13 protein-coding genes and 1 pseudogene are annotated in these 16,677 nt (G+C 70.8%); 3 read left to right on the top strand and 11 right to left on the bottom strand.

Features of this window, described 5'->3' with window-relative positions; all coding sequences use genetic code 11:
• Positions 1–228: 228 nt before the first annotated feature.
• The 4 genes from AC3EO4_RS27500 to AC3EO4_RS27515 all read right to left on the bottom strand — a co-directional run bounded on the left by AC3EO4_RS27500 (position 229) and on the right by AC3EO4_RS27515 (position 4,891).
• A complete protein-coding gene (locus AC3EO4_RS27500) occupies positions 229–2,157 on the bottom strand; it encodes a glycosyl hydrolase family 8 (protein WP_431898490.1) in 1,929 nt (642 codons plus the stop codon).
• 272 nt (positions 2,158–2,429) lie between these two features.
• The gene (locus AC3EO4_RS27505; protein WP_431898491.1) at positions 2,430–2,954 is read right to left on the bottom strand and encodes a DoxX family protein; all 525 of its coding nucleotides are present in this window, start codon (positions 2,952–2,954) and stop codon (positions 2,430–2,432) included.
• A gap of 405 nt (positions 2,955–3,359) precedes the next feature.
• Positions 3,360–4,253, bottom strand: a complete 894-nt coding sequence (locus tag AC3EO4_RS27510) for an NAD(P)-dependent oxidoreductase (protein WP_431898492.1) — start codon at positions 4,251–4,253, stop codon at positions 3,360–3,362.
• Between the two features lie 305 nt (positions 4,254–4,558).
• A complete protein-coding gene (locus tag AC3EO4_RS27515; RefSeq protein WP_431898493.1) occupies positions 4,559–4,891 on the bottom strand; it encodes a nuclear transport factor 2 family protein in 333 nt (110 codons plus the stop codon).
• A gap of 315 nt (positions 4,892–5,206) precedes the next feature.
• Here AC3EO4_RS27515 and AC3EO4_RS27520 point away from each other — a divergent pair, with 315 nt between their 5' ends.
• Positions 5,207–5,914, top strand: coding sequence for a TetR/AcrR family transcriptional regulator (locus AC3EO4_RS27520; RefSeq protein WP_379580406.1), 708 nt, complete (start codon positions 5,207–5,209; stop codon positions 5,912–5,914).
• 183 nt (positions 5,915–6,097) lie between these two features.
• Here AC3EO4_RS27520 and AC3EO4_RS27525 read toward each other — a convergent pair whose 3' ends face one another.
• Positions 6,098–6,640, bottom strand: a complete 543-nt coding sequence (locus tag AC3EO4_RS27525) for an MFS transporter (RefSeq protein WP_431898494.1) — start codon at positions 6,638–6,640, stop codon at positions 6,098–6,100.
• A gap of 137 nt (positions 6,641–6,777) precedes the next feature.
• Positions 6,778–7,443: pseudogene (locus tag AC3EO4_RS27530) on the bottom strand (MFS transporter); the annotation flags it as partial.
• Here AC3EO4_RS27530 and AC3EO4_RS27535 point away from each other — a divergent pair.
• Both AC3EO4_RS27535 and AC3EO4_RS27540 read left to right on the top strand, forming a co-directional pair.
• Positions 7,372–8,706, top strand: coding sequence for a serine/threonine-protein kinase (locus AC3EO4_RS27535; RefSeq protein ID WP_431898495.1), 1,335 nt, complete (start codon positions 7,372–7,374; stop codon positions 8,704–8,706). The pseudogene AC3EO4_RS27530 and the gene AC3EO4_RS27535 overlap by 72 nt on opposite strands.
• 275 nt (positions 8,707–8,981) lie before the next feature.
• Positions 8,982–9,689: a hypothetical protein gene (locus AC3EO4_RS27540; RefSeq protein WP_379580410.1), complete on the top strand. Its 708-nt coding sequence runs from the start codon at positions 8,982–8,984 to the stop codon at positions 9,687–9,689.
• Between the two features lie 31 nt (positions 9,690–9,720).
• On the opposite strand, the gene AC3EO4_RS27545 is transcribed toward AC3EO4_RS27540, so the two are convergent.
• From AC3EO4_RS27545 to AC3EO4_RS27565, 5 genes are all read right to left on the bottom strand, one after another.
• Entirely contained in the window at positions 9,721–13,242 is a 3,522-nt protein-coding gene (locus AC3EO4_RS27545; RefSeq protein WP_431898496.1) for an AAA family ATPase, read from the bottom strand.
• Between the two features lie 62 nt (positions 13,243–13,304).
• Positions 13,305–13,994, bottom strand: coding sequence for a nucleoside/nucleotide kinase family protein (locus AC3EO4_RS27550; RefSeq protein WP_379580414.1), 690 nt, complete (start codon positions 13,992–13,994; stop codon positions 13,305–13,307).
• Entirely contained in the window at positions 13,991–14,872 is an 882-nt protein-coding gene (locus AC3EO4_RS27555; protein ID WP_379580415.1) for a sugar phosphate isomerase/epimerase family protein, read from the bottom strand. The genes AC3EO4_RS27550 and AC3EO4_RS27555 overlap by 4 nt, the downstream gene beginning before the upstream one ends.
• 35 nt (positions 14,873–14,907) lie before the next feature.
• Positions 14,908–15,681, bottom strand: a complete 774-nt coding sequence (locus AC3EO4_RS27560) for an ATP-binding cassette domain-containing protein (RefSeq protein WP_379580416.1) — start codon at positions 15,679–15,681, stop codon at positions 14,908–14,910.
• Positions 15,678–16,652 carry an ABC transporter permease gene (locus AC3EO4_RS27565; protein WP_431898497.1) on the bottom strand — a complete coding sequence of 325 codons (975 nt, stop codon included), beginning with the start codon at positions 16,650–16,652 and terminating at the stop codon, positions 15,678–15,680. Before AC3EO4_RS27565 ends, AC3EO4_RS27560 begins: the two co-directional genes overlap by 4 nt.
• Positions 16,653–16,677 lie beyond the last annotated feature (25 nt).

The following is a 16,677-nucleotide window of genomic DNA, read 5'->3' on the forward strand; positions in this document are numbered from 1 at the left end:
TGGGTTCCGGGGCCGCCGCTCCGGCCCCGCCGAGGTCCGAGCGGTTGGCCGGCCGGACGTTCTCGCAGCCGTCAGGGAATGCCGGGCCGGTCGACGGATCATGTCCGCCGCCGACGTGGTGGCGGGCCTGTCCTACGACAGGAGGGCCTGCGCCGTCGCCGCGTGAGCGGGGACGGCGGGCGACGGCAGGCACGCCACCACGGGGAGACGACGAACATTCACCTCATGTCAGGGCACCCAGTGGTTGCCTGACACGGTGATCATGGTCTGGAGCTGGATGCTCGCGGCGAAGTAGCTGCCGGTGTCGATCGGGGTGGTGAGCATCTTGTTCCAGAGGGCGTCCAGCCAGGACTGGCTGCCGGAGTCGGTCATCGCGGCGACCGCGAACGGAGCGAAGTAGGCCGCGTCGCTGCCGCTGGAGATCTGCGTGCCGTTGAGCCGGTAGCCGATGGCGATCTTGTTGGGGTCGCCGCCGGTCTTGCTCCTGATCCAGGTGTTGAGCTTGCGGGCCGCGGCCAGCGACTTGGCGTCCCCGCTGGTCACCGCGTCGTCACCGATGCGCCACGGCACCCGGCAGGAGTTCCACCAGTAGGAGCCGTCGTTCGGGTCCTCGAGCACCTTGCCGGGCGCGGGCTTGGGCGTGGTGTTGGTGTTGACCACGAAGTCGGGCAGCAGGCCGGTGTTCGGCGCGTAGGTCGACTGGAGGGAGGCGATCACGTTCTGGTGCGCCGTGCGGACGGTGTCCCAGGTGGTGTCACCCGTGGCCTTCCTGAAGGCGCGGAAGTGGTCGACCATCCAGTCGGAGGCCCGGGAGATGTAGTAGTACTCGTCGCCGGAGCTGGTCCAGTCGCCGAGCTTGAGCAGGTTCGTGCCGGGGTTGAGCTCGTCCTTCTTGATCGCGTTGATGTGCTTGATCGCGAGGTTCCTGTAGTTGTAGGTCCCCGCGCTGCCCCACTGCCGGTCGGCCAGGAGCAGGCCGTAGGCGACGTCCATGTCGCCGTCGGTCGCGCCGTCGGTGCCGTTGACGCTTTGACAGGAGGTGTTCTGCTCGGCGGCCAGGAGGTCGGGGTTGATCGACGAGGGGTGGGCCAGCATGTACTTGACCAGGCCGTCGAAGATCTTCTTGGCGTCGGGGTCGGCTCCGGCCATGGTCGCGGTGATCACCATTCCGTAGCCCTGGGCTTCGGCCACGTAGGGGTGGTCGGCGTCGGGGGAGATGACCTGGTACCAGCCGTTGCCGCAGTTCTGCTTGACGAAGGCGGCCTTCCATCGCTTGTAGTAGTCGATCACCTTCTGGTCCAGCGTGGCCTGGTCGCCCGAGGGCCTGAGCATCCCCGCGGCGTAGGGGATGGTGTGGCTGCCGAAGGGTACGGCGGGGCCACTCCCACCGGGCTGGGTGGTGGCGGTGACGGGTCCCGCGGCGGATGAGGTGTTGCCTACCGCGTCGCGGGCTTTGACGGTGTAGGTGTAGCCGGTCGAGGGAGTGAGGCCGGTGTCGGTGTGGGTGGTGCCGGTGACGGTGGTGAGCAGGGTGGAGCCGCGGTAGATCTCGTAGCCGGTCACGCCGACGTTGTCGGTCGAGGCGTTCCACGCCAGTGAGACGGTGCTCGCGGTGGTGCCCGTCGCGCGCAGGTTGCCCGGCGTGCTCGGCGGGGTGGCGTCGCTTCCCCCTGCGGTGCCGTAGACCTCGAACTCCCACAGCGAGTAGCCGTACGGGGTGCCGCGGGCGGTGCCGTACATCCGGATGTGGCGTCCGCTGCCGGAGACGGTCAGGTCGTCGGTGGCGCCGTTGCCGGTACTGGTGGTGTAGATGTCCGTCCAGGTGGAGCCGTCGGCGGAGGTCTGGATCCTGTAGGCCTTGCCGTAGGCGGCCTCCCAGGTGAGCTTGATCCTGGTGATGGCGGCGGTGGTGCCGAGGTCGAGGCTGATCCATTCGGGGTCGTGGCCCTCGGCGCTGGCCCAGCGGGTGGCGGCGTCGCCGTCCACCGCCTTGGCCGCCTCGAAGCCGGAGGCCTCCACCGAGGAGGAGGTGGCCGGCTTCCCTTGGGACAGCAGGGTCTCGGCTCGAGCGGTGGTGGCGGACGCTGTGGAGGTCGGGAGTAATGCCATGGCGGCAAGGACGGCGGCGCTCAGGGCCAGGCGGAAGGAAGGCGGCATCGGCAGGTCCTCTTGTGCGGTGATAGTTAGGAAGACTTCCTAACTAACGCGGAGAGTAAGGTGCTCCGCGCCGCCGCGCAAGACCCACTTTCCGGCGCGCCCTCCCGAAACAGGCCTGACCGGGCTTTCCGCATCCCATTCGCGCCGGGTTCGGCGGTGTCGCCTCGGCGGGCTCGCGCCCTGCGGGGGGTGGGTCGCGTGGCGTTCGGGGGCTGCGCGAACGCGTGCCGGCGGGGGAGAGGGTTTCGAGCTCGGCCAGGAGGTCCTGCCTCCTACTGGGCTCCTTCGATGTCTTCGTCGTTCTCCCGGCGAAGCGCGAGGACGGCCGCGGCGGCGACGAGCCCGAGGGTGAGCGCCCCGAGTCCCACGGCGAGTCCCTTGCGCTCGCAACCGAGGGCGGCGTCGACCGAGAACGTGCCAGGCCCGTGCACGGCGAGCGCCGTCGCGGCCACGCCGAGCACGAGTGGGTACTCGAACCCGCCGTGCTGTGCCCACAGTCCCTGCGGCAGGTGCGCGGAGACGACCGCGTTGGTCATCGTCGCGACGAGACCGGCCGAGGACAACGGCGTGGCCGCGCCGAGAGCGATGCCCGCGCCGGAGCCGAGCTCGCCCAGTCCCGCCGCCAGAGCGACGAGCTTGCCCTCCGGATAGCCGAGGGCGGTCATCATCTCGCCCGTCTTGTCGGGACCTCCTCCGCCGAACCATCCGAACAGCTTCTGCGCGCCGTGCCCCATGAGCAGCAGTCCCATGGGTACCCGCAGGAGCAGCACCCCGAAGTCCTCCGCAGTCACCTTCATACGGGGTTCTTACCCGGACATGCCTGACAATATGAATGGCCCGAAAGGGGGGCCGGGTGGCCACAGGGGTGGCGAGCAGGCCGCGGGCCGTTCGGTCGCCGGTCAGGCAGTTAGAAATCTACTTTGTAAAGGCGCCGGGCGGGGTGGCTTGCAGCCACCCTTCCTTCAAGGACTGAAGACCCTTCTCCGACAAACATGGGTCCGATCGATCGGGGGAGCGCTGGGACAGAGCCGCGGAGCCGTCCTCCTGGGTCCGGGATCGGCGAGGATGAGGCTTGGCCGGCCTTGGAGGCGGTGCTGTCGAGAGCTCTCGGCGAAGGCGGCCGGCCCGATCGAAGCCGGGGATCACGTGATCCGGATCCCTGGCTCTTCTCGTTCCGTCGTTGGGAGGTCGTAGGGAAGCGGTCAGGCGGCGGGCTTGCGGAACTGTTCGATCAACGCTGCGTAACTGTCGTCGGCGTGGCCGTCGGCTGCCGCGCGTCGGGCCAGTTCCAGGAAGAGATTCGGCAACGCGGTGCTGACGCCGAGCGCCTCGCTCTCCTGGACCAGGTGCTCCATCCCGCCCATGTGGACGGCAACGGTGGCGTCGGCGGCCGGGTACTTGACCTCGTCGATCTGCTGCGCGTAGGCGGAGACGTAGTCGGTCGTCACGTTGATCGCGGTGCTGGCCAGGGTCGCGAAAGTCGTGGCCTTGACGTTCGCGGTGCCCAGCAGTGCGGCACCCTGCAGGAAGCCGTTCAGGACACCCCACATGATGCTCAGGATGGACATGTCGTACAGGGCAGACAGGCCGTGGTCCTCATCAAGGTAGATGGTTCCGGTCGCGCTGAGTGCCTGCAGGGTGGCCTGGTGCTCCTCGAAGGCGGCCTTCGAGCCGGAGTACAGCAGCGTGGCGTCGGCGGTGCCGATGGCCTGGGGAAGGGCAAGGATCGCCCCGTCGAGGTAGACGCCGCCGATCGTGGCAGCCCACGCGGCGGTCTCGCGTGCTTGAGTGGAACTGGCCGTGGTCAGGTTGACGAGGGTGCGGCCGGCCAGCGAGGAGCCGACCGGGTCCAGCAACTCGTGCACGGCGTCGTAGTCCGAGACGCAGACGACGACGAGTGGGCTTGCCTCGACCGCGCTCTTGATCGAGTCGGCCAGGGTGGCGCCGTTGGCGACGAGATCGTCAGCCTTGGCGGCCGAGCGGTTCCAGACGGTGGTCGGGTGACCGTTCGTCAGAAAGGCCGCGGCCAACGCATGGCCCATCAGTCCCAGGCCGACAACGGTGACCGGCGATTGCGAGGCGGAAAGGGTGGACATTTGTGCTCCTGCCTGTCTCGTGCGGCGTCAGCCGCGACGGGTGTGGGTGCCGGGGCCGGGGTTCGGGCATAGGTCGATCCCAGCCCGGAGGGTTCTGCCAGGTATGTCGTGACGATCGCCGAGCCCAGCGCGCCTTGCCGGGAACGGCACGCTGTCGGTGGCCGGTTCGGCCGGTTCGGCCCTGCCGGCCGTCCGCCGGCAGGGCGACGGGCGAAAGCCGTCCTCGGACCGGTCAAAGCCTCTGCCGGCGCTCGGTCGTTGCGGTGGGGTGGCCCATGTGGCGGTCCAGCCGTGCTACGGGCGCCTCAGGTGAAGAACCCGACGATGCTGCGGATGCGGTCCCCGGCGAACTCGACGACGTCGTAGCCGGTGGCGACCGAGCCGAGTTTCCAGCGGAACAGCGCGCGGTCGTGGTGGACGCCGACCACGGTGTCGAGGGTGAACCTCAGGTCGCCGAGCTTCTCCCTGACGCGGCCGATCACCTCGGACAGCTCGGCGTGCCCACGCAGGCCCGCGTTGTCGGGGTCGGCGTAGAGCGAGTCCTCGGTGAGGACGGACTTCATCAGGGTCATCCGGGCGGCGGCGTCCGGCTCGTTCCAGATGTCGAGGTAGGCGAGGATCACCTCGGTGGTGCTCACTTGCTGGCTCCTTCCAGTGGGGGACGTTCGCTGTGGTTGCGAAGCGGGCCTGCGGGCGAGGGGGATCAGGCCACGGCCGGCGGTGACGGCGGCGGACGTCCAGCCTGCGACGTGCGGGCCTGAACTCGAGCGCGTTCCCGATGTCGGGCGGCGTCGATGGTGTCGTCGAGCGCCACGGTGCGCTGGGTCGGCGCGGGCAGCCCGAGACGAAGTCCTTCTCTGGTCATCAGCCTCTGTCCTACATGCCGTCTCGTTTCTACACGGTGTTCAGTCATCGCACGACGTAGATTAAACCAACCCTGTAGACTGTCAAGTGTGAGCGACCACACGATGAGCCGCCGGGACCGGCTACGCGCCCAGACCAGCGCCGAGATCAAGACGATCGCCATGAAGCTCATGGCGGACGGCGGCCCGGACGCCATCTCGCTACGCGCGATCGCCCGCGAGATGGGAATGACGGCCGGCGCGATCTACAGCTACTTCGCCACCCGCGATGACCTGATCACGACGCTCATCGGCGACGTCTACACCTCGGCGGTCGACGCCGCGGAGGCCGCCCGCGACGCGGTGCCGGAAGCTGATCCAGGCGGCCGGATCCTGGCCTGGGCCCAGGCCATGCGCGCGTGGGCGTTGGCCAACCCCGAAGGCTTCCGGTTGATCTACGGCGACCCCGTGCCCGGCTACCGCGCGCCCGACGACGGCCCCGGCCAGCAAGCCGAGGCGCGCGCCTGCGGCGGACTGATCGGCCTCGTCGCCGCAGCCTGGCCGACAGCCCGGGCGAGCCGATCCGCGGACCGTGCCTACAGCTGGGCCGACTTCGACCCGGACCTGGTGGCCCATGTCCGGGAGGACTTCCCGGGCCTGCCACCGGCAGGCATCGCGATGACGCTGAGGGTGTGGGGCCGGATGCACGGGCTCATGGCGCTGGAGATCTACGGCCACCTACGCCTCATCCACGACCCGGCCGCTGTCTACCGCGACGAGATGCACGACCTCATCGCCTCTCTCGGCCTCGTATCGTGACCGCGGCCCGCCATCAGCGGATCCGGCGAACGCGCCGACCGCGAGGGGCGCACGGCTGACGCCGCCGGCCGCACCCTCCCGCGGCACGATCACCTCACTGGATCCGATCGCGCCGGCGGCGGGCCGTGAAGTGACGGCGTCGCGAGTGCTCCTGGCCTGTGCCCGCGGGTCACGACAGGCCGGTCACCTGTACGCCGCGTCGTCCGAGATGTCGATCTTCGAGCGATCGGGCAGCGCCAGGGTGGCCGCGAGCCCGACCGCCGCACCGATGATCATGAAGATGGAGATGGCCTGCCAGCCGTAGTCGTGCAGCAACCACGTGGCGATCAGCGGTGCGGGACCGCCCGCGACGATCGAGGCCAGCTGGTAGCCGAGCCCGGCTCCGCCGTATCGGAGGCCGGTGGGGAAGCTCTCGGCGATGAGCGCGGCCTGCGGGCCGTACTCCGTGGAGTGCTGGAGCTGCACGATCATGATCGTCAGCAGGATCACCAGCGGTATGCCGGTGTTGAGCAGCGCGAAGTACGGGAAGGCGACCACCGCCAGCACGATCGCGCCGAGCGCGTAGAGCCTGCGGCGGCCCACCCGGTCACTGAGATGGCCGAAGTACGGGATCGCGAAGAGCTCGACGGCGGCCGCGCAGGTGACCGCGGCGAACGCGAACGTCTTGGACATCCCGATGGTCTCGGAGGTGATGTAGGTGATGACGAACGTGGTGTAGAACGGCATCTGCTCGGAGCCCGCAGGAGCGCGCTGAGCACGACCTCCTTGGGATGCCGCTTGACCACCTCGACGACCGGGAGCTTGGCCACCTGCCGGGTCTCGAGCAGCCGGGCGAGCAGCGACGTCTCCATGACCCGCACCCGCACCCAGAGCCCGACGCCGACCAGAACCAGGCTGGCCAGGAACGGCACGCGCCAGCCCCAGTCCTTGAACGCGTCGCCCGAGGCGATCGCCAACAGCGACATCGCCTCTGTGCCGAGGATGAGGCCGATGGGCACGCCGACCTGCGGCCAGCTCGCCATCAGGCCGCGCCTGCGCTGGTCGCCCCATTCCATCGACAACAGCACCGAGCCGCTCCACTCGCCGCCCACGGCGATGCCCTGCAGGATGCGGAGGATGACGAGCAGGACGGGCGCGGCCACCCCGATGGTGGCGGTGCCGGGGAGCAGGCCGATCAGCGCGCTCGACACGCCCATCATGACCAGGGTGATGATCAGGGTCGCCTTGCGAGCCTTGCGGCCGATCCTGTCGCCCCAGTGGCCGAAGAGGGCGGCGCCGATCGGCCTGGCGACGAAGCCGACCGCGTAGGTGGCGAACGCCGACAGGCTGCCGGCGTAGGTGCTGGACTCGGGGAAGAAGACATCGGCGAAGACCGTCGCGGCCGCGTTCGGTGCCGCATGGGGAGATCGTCCGTGGGTAGTGCTGGAGCCATGTCGGATTCGCGATGTGAGGGATGGTTGCTCGCAGGCCGGTACCGGTTGCTGGCCGAGGTCGGCAGGGGCGGCATGGGCAGGGTCTGGCGCGCTCATGACGAGCTCCTCGACCGCGAGGTGGCGATCAAGGAAGTCGTTCTCGCCGGCTCGCCCGCGCTGCAGCACGAGGTGCTGGTCGCCCGCACGATGCGCGAGGCGCGCATGGCCGCGAGACTGAGCCACCCGAACATCGCCGCGGTCTACGACGTGGTGCCGGCCGACGGGCGGCCGTGGATCGTGATGCAGCTCGTCCGCGCGCCCAGCCTGGCCCAGGTGATCGCCGAGCGGGGCCCTCTGCCCGTCTCCGCCGTCGTGCGCATCGGGCTGGAGGTCCTGGCCGCGCTGCGTGCCGCGCACGCCTGCGGTGTCGTGCACCGCGACGTCAAGCCCGCCAACATCCTGGTCACCGGTGACCGGCACGCGATCGTGACCGATTTCGGTCTGGCGACCAGGGTGGACGACGAGGCCCAGCTGACCCAGGCGAACCTGGTCGTCGGCACGCCCGCCTACATCGCGCCGGAACGCGTCAAAGGCGGGCCCACGATGCCGCCGGCCGACCTGTGGTCTCTGGGGGCGACTCTGTACGCGGCCGTCGAAGGCCGTGCGCCCTTCGTTCACAGCAGCGAGATGGCCACCCTGGCGGCGGTGCTGACCTCGGGCCCGGCTCCCTTCCGGCGGGCAGGCCCGCTGGCCCCGATCATCGCGGGCCTGCTGGAGAAGGATCCCGCCCGCCGTACCGACGCCGCTTCCGCGGAGGAGCAACTGCTACGGGTGAGCGCGCTTTCCGGCCAGGGGCCGGAGGCGACCGGGGCGCAGGCGGCCGTCCGGCCTGATCCGACCGCGCCCGCCCGGGGTCTGGCCGTCCACGATGGCGGCCTGCGGGCGGGCGGTCGCCCCTGTGGCGGCCTTGGCCGTCGCCCCGCTCACGGTCGACGGACGCCGCGGCCAGTGCCAGGACCGCCGGCCGCGCACTGGCGGAGGACGGCCGCCGTGACCGCCGCCGGCTTGATCGTCAGCGCCCTGGCCGCCGCATGGGCGGTCTCCGGCTCCGGCGGGGCGGGTCCCATGGGTTCCGCCGAGAGCGACTCCCGGTCGGCGCAGAGGACGGCGAGTGTCATGCAGGCCGTGCCGGTGGTGGAGGAACGGCGCGCCGCCCCGTCGACGCGGGATCATCGAGGCGATGCCCGTCCCGCCCCTGTCCCGGTCGCGGCCACGGATGCCGGCACCTCGTCGAAGCCGGCCACGAAGGCCGAGCCGAAGAAGGCCGAGTCGAAGAAGGGCAAGCTCAAGCACGGCAACGGCCACGGGCACAAGCGGTGAGCGCGGGCGCGCCGGTTCGGTCGGCGCGGGCGGGGCGCCGTACTCGGGTGGTGGGACGGGTGCTGCCCGGCTTCCCCGCCATGCCGCCCACAGGAGAAACCCGCTGAGCGGCTCGTTGGCGTGATGCCCACCTGGCTCGGGGACGCCGGGGGCGATCCCTGGCGGTGGGCCGCGTCGGGCAAAGCGTTCCCCAGCGATGAGCGGCGAAAATTGGGCTGTTCATGCTTGAGGCCGGTCCCGAGCAGGACGAATCATCGAAGTCAGGGGGGATTCTCATGCACACGAAAGAGAGTCACGAACTTCGATGGGGTGGACTGGCCGGTATCGGTGCCCTGGTCGTCGGGCTCCTCGGACGGCTGGTGATGGGGAACGCTCCGAGCATCCACGATCCCGCGCTCGTCATCGCCGGATATCTGTCCGGCTACCGGACCCAGATACTGACGGCGGCGTTGCTGTTCGCCATCGCCTCGATGCTGTTCCTGTGGTTCGGCGTCGCGCTGGCCACGGCCTTCCGCCGGGCCGACGAGAACAGTGACACCCCCGGGATGGTGCTGGCCGGGTTCGTGCTCGTCACCGCGCTCGGGTTCATCGGGGTGGCCGTCTTCGCCGGCGTGACCTATGCCATGACCGCGCATCCGGCGTTGCTGGCGGTGGCCGCAGGGCCGTACACGGCGCTGACGGTGATGGGCGGGATCGCCGGGGTGGCGGTCGCCGGGACGTTCGGGGCGGTGGCGGCCGCGATCATGCACACGCGGGTGTTCCCGATGTGGATGGCCTGGTTCGCCATCGCCGTCGCCGCGATCAGGCTGCTGGCGGCGGCCATGATCGGCAGTACGGGAGGGGCGCTGTCACCGGACGGCCCGCTCATGGTGATCCTGCCCGGGCTGCTGACAGCGGCGTGGGTGCTGGTCGCGAGCTGGTTGCTCATCCGCGAGCACCTGCCCGTGCCCTCCGCGGGTGCCAAGCCCGTGATGGGCCACTAGTCAGGACCGCGGGGCCGTAGGGCCGCCGCGGTCACAGGTACTGGCCTGTCCCGTCCTGCTCGGCCGTCGCGGCCGACGGGCTCGTCACGATGTCCGAGGGCAGCAGCGCCCGCACGTCGTCGGGAGTCGGGTCCTGTCGGGCCAGGATGCGTTCCGCCTGGTGGGCCACCGCGCGGTCGAGGAGGTTGCGGACGACGCGGCCGTTGCCGAAGGACTCGCCGCGCGGGATCGCCCGAAGGGCGCCGCGGACCTCGTCGCGTACCCCGCTGTGCAGGACGAGTCCGGCCGTCGACGCCATGGATTCGAAGATCGCGACGAGCTCGTTCTCGCTGTAGTCGGGGAATCGCACCGTGGTGGGAAAGCGCGAGGCCAGACCGGGATTGGCCGCGAGGAAGTCCGTCATCCGGCTCTCGTACCCGGCGGCGATCACGACCAGGTCGTCGCGGTGCTCCTCCATGAGGCGCAGCAGTTCGGCGATCGCCTCGGGACCGTAGGAGTTGTGCGAGCCGCCAGGTGTGAGCGCGTAGGCCTCGTCGATGAAGAGCACGCCGCCGAGGGCGCTCTCGACCGCGGCGCGCACCTTGGGCGCCGTCTGGCCGAGATACTCGGCGATCAGGTCGGCGTGGGAGACCTCCACCAGGTGTCCGGACGACAGCAGGCCGAGCTGCGCGTACGCCGAGGCGATCAACCTGGCGACGGTCGTCTTGGCCGTGCCGGGGTTTCCGGTGAACACCAGGTGGCGGGTGGGCGAGACGGCCGGCAGGCCCGCCGACCTGCGCAGCCGGTCCGCCTCGACCTCGGCCACCAGCAGCCGCACCTCGCGTTTGACCGGTTCCAGCCCGACCAGCGCGTCGAAGGCGGCGAGCGGATCGTCGCCCTGCCGGGTGCGCGCGGCGAGGCGAACGGAGTCGGGGACGTCGTCGGCGAGGATCTCGTGCAGCGACTCGTCGCCGTCGATCACGCCGTCGGCCAGTACCCGGCGCGACTGCATGGCCACCGAGCGTTCGAGCAGGCGGAGCGCGAGGCGTGCGCCCGCCGCGCCGGGCCGTGCCGACCGGACGATCCGCTCCACCTTGGTCAGAACCCCTTCCCGGAGGGTGAATCCGGCCTCGGCCGCCTTGCTCTCGTACAGGGCCACCACCTGCTCGCCGGTGAGGTCGGGGAAGTGGACGACCCGCGGGAAGGCCTCCGCCAGCTCGGGGGAGGATCTCAGCAGGCCGTTGACCGCGCCGTCTGGGCCGCACAGGACGATCAGCAGATCATCCTGGTGCGCCTGGACACCCGCGAGCAGCGCGTCGACGACGTCGCGGCTGCGCGCCCTGTCGATGTCGATGCCGGGGCGGGCGAGATTTCCCGCGTCCTCGACGCACAGCACGCCGCCGAGAGCGCGCTCGAGGGCTCGCCGTACGTTGGCGGTGGCCTCCCCGACGTGTCGGCCGGCCAGGTCGGCGCGGTCGACGGTGACCAGATGACCCGAGGAGAGGAGCCCGAGCTCGGCGAGCGTCCGGCCGAGCGCGCCCGCCACCATGGTCTTGCCGGTGCCGGGCCTGCCGGTGAACACCAGGTGCGGCGGCGGGGAGAGCGCGGGCATGCCGGCGGCACGCCGCAGCTTGGCCGCCCTCGCCTCCGCGATGACGAGCGCGACCTCCGCCTTGACCGGCTCCAGCCCGAGGCACGCCTCCAGCCCGGTTCCCCGGTGGCCGGGGGCGGCCGGCAGGTCGGCGCCGGTCACCTCGGCGGAGCCGCGCCGTCGCGCTGACCCGACGGCCTGCTCGGCGAGGTGTTCCATGAGGCGGGCGCCGCGGAGGTTGCCGGCGCCGCTCAGCCTGGCCGCGCGGTTGGCCGCCTCGTCGAAGGCCGTCGCGCCTCGCCTGCCGACCGCCCGCCGGAACAACTCCGCACGCTCGTCCTCGGTGAACTCGCGTGTGCCGGCGACGCGGAACTCGTGATGCAACGAGGGGTTGGCCAGCGCGACCGTGACATCACCGCCCGCACCGCACGTCGCGACCACGTGCAGGCCCGGCTGCTGGCGCAGCACCCGGCGGAGCTCCTCGAGGGCGACAGCCCCGCAGCGGCCGTTGGCGACGATCCGGTCCAGCCCCTGCACCACCAGCAGGTCACCGACCCCCAGATCCCGGGTGCGCGACAGCAGGTGCAGCGCGGCCTCGCTGGCGTTCATGTCGGTGAACACCTGGTCGGAGACGTAGACGACCTCGGGCGGTCCTTCGGCTGTGGCGAACGCGCGCCGCAGGATCTCCACCGCCGTCATGCGTCCCGTGCTGTCCGGCCCCGCCAGCAGCAGCCGTGCCGGTCTGGCGGCGCCCTGCCACCTCGCCTCGACCGCGGCACGCACCGCCTCGGCCAGCTCCGGCTGTCCGACCAGTTCCGCTGCGGGGTCCGTGCGGGGCGCCTGGCCGGCGACGTACCGGGCCAGCAGCGGATTGACGGCCCTGCGCGGCGCGCACAGCATGCGCACGTCCCGCTGGAACGAGCTGACGGGCAGCGAACTCTCCGGGTTCACCGCGGCGGGCCCCGGCAGCCCCTGGACGGCGCCGGTCACCCTGATGGCCATGTCGAGCCAGGCGCGGCAGGCCTCGGCCTCACCCGCGAGCACTCCGCGCGCCAGCCACGACCGTGTCAGCGCGTGCCAGCCGTCGGCGTTGAATCCCTCGCGCACCTGGGAGAACAGGGCCTGCACCTGGGTGTATCGCGACATGCCCAGGCTCACGGCGAGCTCGGCGGGCACCTCGCTGATCTCGGCCTGGGCCAGCAGGCACGCCAGCGTCACCTCGTGCTCGAAGGTGAAGGCGGTGCCCGGCAGCGGTCCCGCGCTTGCCGCCCCCGGAACGTTCTCGATGAGACGGGTGTGCGCGGCCAGGAATCCCGTACAGGCCCAGTCGAGGTAGCCCGCCGGTCCCAGGAGCTCGGGCAGGACGGCCAGGTGCCGCGGGTCGGCCCGCTCGGCCCACAGCCGCGGCAACGCCTCCAGCGGCGCGACCAGATCCTCCTTGGCCAGCGCGGGGTCGGTGGCGCGCTGGTCGTGCAGCGCGATCAGCGCCCTGCGCCGGGGTTCGAGCGGCTCGATGCCCGCGAAGACGTCCAGACACCGGCGGGCGAGCGTGAACGCGAGCTCGCGCAGCTCCGGATCGTCGCCGGTTCCGTCCAGCAGCCAGTACGCCGGCGGCAGGAAGGGCGTGTCGGCCGACGACCACGTCCAGCTGCGGTTGGGCCGCCTCGGCTCGGCCACGAAGTCGCTCATCGTCTCGTAGGCGAGGTCGCAGGCGGAGCCGCCGCACAGCGCCACCGACCCGACGAGGAACTGCAGCAGGTACCACAGCTCCGCGCCGATCACGGTGGTGTCCTCGGCGAGGAAGTCGGGAAGCTCGACCGCGAGCGCCTCGGCCGCGGGATCGGCGTTCAGCGCGAGGGCCCGCGCCCGCACCTGCTCGTACAGGCCGTCCGGAACCCGCCACGGCCCGTAGGAGTACAGGTCCAGGACGGGGTCGTCGGACAGCAGCAACCGCAGGCCGTCCGGCAGGCTTGGGCGATCCATGGCCGGGATCTTACGTCAGCCCTGCCCGGCCGCCCGCGCGGGGAGCCGGCGGCCACCAGGAGTCAGTCGATCATCGCCTGGTCCCGTTCGCCGATCGTGCGGAGAACGGCGTCGGGGACGATGAGGTCGGCCTTCGGGCGGGTGGTGGCGATGAGGTCGGCGTTGCGCTGGTCGGTTCCCAGCACCCAGGCCACGGCGGCGTCGTGGTCTTTGCCGAACCGCTCGTGCCGGGCGACCAGCCTGCGCACGCGCTCGTCCGAGTCCAGGTCGCAGTACCAGACCTCGTGCAGGGTGGGCCGCACGCGCGCCCAGTCACCCTGGTCGAGCAGCAGGTAGTTCCCCTCGGTGACGACGAGCCTGGCGGCCCGGGGGAGCGGGATGCTCCCGGCGATCGGCTGCTCCAGTTCGCGTTCGAAGGCCGGCGCGTAGATGACGTCGTCCTCGTCCTGCCGCAGGCGGCGGAGCAGGGCCGCGTAGCCGGCGGCGTCGAAGGTGTCAGGGGCTCCCTTGCGGTCGCGCCGACCGAGCCGGTCGAGCTCGACGTCGGCCAGGTGGAAGCCGTCCATCGGCAGGTAGGCCACCCAGTCCAGCGGCGGCAGTCCGGCGGGAGGCCTGCGTCGCAGCAGGGCGACCAGGTTCTCGGCGAGCGTGGTCTTGCCCGACCCGGGTCCGCCCGCGATGCCCAGCAGCGTGCGATGCCTGCCTCGTACGAGGGATCGGGCCCGGTCCGCCAGGTCGTCGAGGGACGTCATCGCGAGCGGCTCGTGTGCAGGTGGTTGGTGATGAAGGCGTGGGCGTGCCGCGCCAGGTCCTCGCCGTCGGACCAGAGGTTGCGCCAGATGGCCAGATCGTTGGACAGACCGCGCATCACGACCGCCGAGGAGAAGGATTCGAAGGTGATCGGCCCACGGTAGCCGATGTCCGCCAGCGCGTGGAAGAACGAGGTGAAGTCCAGGTGCCCCGAGCCGAGGTAGCCGCGGTGGTTCTCGCCGATGTGGACGTAGCCGAGCCGGTCCCCGACCTCGAGCACGGGCCGTACCAGATCGTCCTCCTCGATGTTCATGTGGTAGGTGTCCAGGTGGATGAGCACGTTGTCCTCGCCGATGTCGTCGGCGAGGACGAGCGCGTCGCGTGCGGTGTTGACGACGTTGGTCTCGTACCGGTTGCAGATCTCCAGGCCGAGTGTCATGCCGTACGGGCGGGCCTCCTGCGCCAGTCGGCGCAGCACCGACACCACGTTGCGGCGGCCGGCGGCGGTCAGCGGGTGGTCGTACTTGCCCAGGGCGCTGTAGAGGGCTCCGGTGAAGTGCGTGCCGCCGAGCGCCCTGGTCACGGCGAGGGAGTCGTGCAGCAGTTTCTCGCCGCGCTCGACCACGGACGGGTCATCGCTGGAGATGTCGGCGTCGAAGGCGAGGCCGCGCGAGCACGCCACGCCCAGGCCTGCGGCGCTCAGGGCGTCGCGGGCGGCTTCGGCGTCGAGGTTCGCGCAGTCGTGCAGGGAGATCTCCAGAAGGTCGAATCCGGTGGCCCTGGTCTTCTCGATCGCGGAGGCGATTGAGGACGGGCTCGTGTCACCGGCCCATACCAGGGCGTGCACGCCGATCGGGTTGGTCGTGGTGTCATCGGTCATCAGGTGGGTGCCTTCTCGGGTTGCTGGGGACGGGGTCAACTGCCGGCCGCGCCGGTGATGAGGGCGACGATCTCCTCGCCGGTCGTCTCGGCCGTACGGCGTCCGCCGACGCAGCGGCCTGCGCGCATCACCCACACCTGGTCGCTGAGCCTCATGACCTGGCTGAAGTTGTGGCTGATGAGCAGGACGGAGTGCCCCTCGTCCCGCAGCCTGACGATGAGCTCCTCGACCCGTGCGGTCTCCTGGACGCCGAGGGCCGCGGTGGGCTCGTCCATGATGACGAGCTTGGAGCTGAAACCCGCCGCGCGGCAGATGGCGACGGCCTGGCGCTGCCCGCCGGACAGCCGACGGACACGTGAGCGGACCGCGGGCACGTTGACGGCGAGGGTGGAGACCATCTCCTTCGCGCGGACCTGCATGGCGCGCCGGTCGAGGACGGGGACAGGGCCGAACCTGCGGACGATCTCACGGTTGAGGAAGAGGTTCTGCCAGACCGTGAGGTCCTCGACGAGCGCGAGGTTCTGGTGGACGGTCTCGATGCCGGCCTCCCTGGCGTCCTCCGGCGAGTGGAAGTCGATCTCTCCGCCGTCGAAGACGATCCGCCCGCTCTGCGGCCGGTGGATCCCGGAGACGCACCGCACCAGCGTGGACTTGCCCGCGCCGTTGTCGCCGACGAGGGCGGTGATCTCGCCGCGGCGCAGCGTCACCGAGACGTCGACGAGGGCGCGGACGCTGCCGAAGGACAGGGAGACGTGCTCGGTGCGCAACAGGATGTCCTCGCGTGCGCCGGGCTGGAGGTGGTCGGTCATCGCTGGAACCTCGTCAGGAGTGCGGCCAGCACCACGACGATGCCGACGGCCAAGGGCTGGTAGAACTGCGAGACGCCGAGCAGGGTGAGCCCGTTGACCAGGGCCGTCAGCAGCAGGGCGCCGATGACGGGGCCCACGATGGTTCCCCGTCCGCCGAAGAGGCTGACCCCGCCGAGCACGACCGCGGCCACGGAGTTGAGCAGGAAGGCGGTGTTGGCCGCGGGTTCGGCGGCGCCGATGCGGGCGACCAGCAGGATCGCCCCGAGCCCGGCGAGCACGCCGCTGATCGTGTAGACGGCGATCTTGATGCGCTGGGTGCTGATGCCCATCGCCGTCGCGGACTCCGGTGCCCCGCCGGTGGCCAGCAGGTGGGTGCCGAAGCGGGTGTGGAAGAGCGCGACGTGGGCCACGACGGCGACGACGAACGCGATGATGACCGACCAGCCGAAGATCCCGATCCCGCCGGTCGACAGGCTCAGCAGGGCCGGGTCGATGATCGTCACGGGTTTGCCGTCGGCCAGGATCAGCGCCAGGCCGGAGGCCGCGGAGAGCGTTCCCAGCGTCACGATGAAGTCAGTGATCTTCCCTTTCGCGATGATCAGGCCGTTGGCCACGCCGACCAGGGCGGCGGCCACGACCGCCAGCAGGCACGAGAGCGGCAGCCCCCAGCCCGCCGCGTAGGCCTGGCCGAAGGCGACCGCGCCGAGTGTCATGGTCGAGGCGATCGACAGGTCGATGCCCGCCGTGGCCACGACGAAGGTCTGGCCCACCGAAAGGATGATGAGGATCGCCGCGGCGACCAGCATGGAGGCGATGTTGCCCGTGCTCAGGAACGTCGGGTTCAGGGCCTGGAAGACGATGACGAGGACGATGAGCCCGACGAGGGCGGCCCATTCGGCCCAGAAGCCGACGTCTTTCAGCCTCGCGGACCAGGCCTCGCGCTCAGGTGCCGCGAGCGTTGCGTTCGCCATGGATGTCCTCCTTGTCGCGGCGGCC

Source organism: Nonomuraea sp. bgisy101 (assembly GCF_057708945.1).